The organism is Escherichia sp. WS568 (assembly GCF_046486085.1).
Taxonomy (GTDB): domain Bacteria; phylum Pseudomonadota; class Gammaproteobacteria; order Enterobacterales; family Enterobacteriaceae; genus Escherichia; species Escherichia coli.
Genome location: NZ_JBJQMC010000079.1, coordinates 1 through 644, shown reverse-complemented (window position 1 = coordinate 644; position 644 = coordinate 1). Strand labels below are relative to the sequence as shown.

Here is a 644-nt window from a genome sequence, read left to right as displayed (position 1 = left end):
CGTTCCAGGTACACCGTGTTCCACAGCACGATAGCCGCCGTCACCAGGTTGAGGCCGCTGGCCCGGTAGCGCTGCTGCTCGAAGCTCCGATCCCTGATTTCCCCAAGGCGGTTGAAGAACACCGCCCTGGCCAGCGAGTTGCGCGCCTCACCTTTGTTCAGGCCGGCATGCACGCGGCGGCGCAGTTCAACACTTTGCAGCCAGTCCAGGATGAACAGCGTGCGCTCGATCCGGCCCAGCTCGCGCAGGGCCACGGCCAGTCCGTTCTGGCGCGGGTAGCTGCCGAGCTTGCGCAGCATCAGCGAGGCGGTGACGGTGCCCTGCTTGATCGAGCTGGCCAGGCGCAGGATGTCGTCCCAGTGGGCACGCACGTGCTTGATGTTCAGGGTGCCGCCGATCAGCGGGCGCAACGTCGGGTAGGCTTGCACGCCCTGCGGCACGTACAGCTTGGTTTCGCCGAGGTCGCGGATGCGCGGCGCGAAGCGGAAGCCTAGCAGGTGCATCAGGGCAAAGACGTGATCGGTGAAGCCGGCCGTGTCGGTGTAGTGCTCCTCGATCCGCAGGTCGGACTCGTGGTACAGCAGGCCGTCGAGCACATAGGTGGAATCGCGGACGCCGACATTCACCACGCGGGTGCTGAACGG

The 644-nt window shown here is 66.0% G+C and carries 1 protein-coding gene; it reads right to left on the bottom strand.

What is annotated here, in order from left to right:
- Positions 1-644, bottom strand: a 644-nt coding sequence (locus ACJHWR_RS25290; protein ID WP_213833547.1) for a Tn3 family transposase, incomplete at both ends; no start/stop codon positions are given.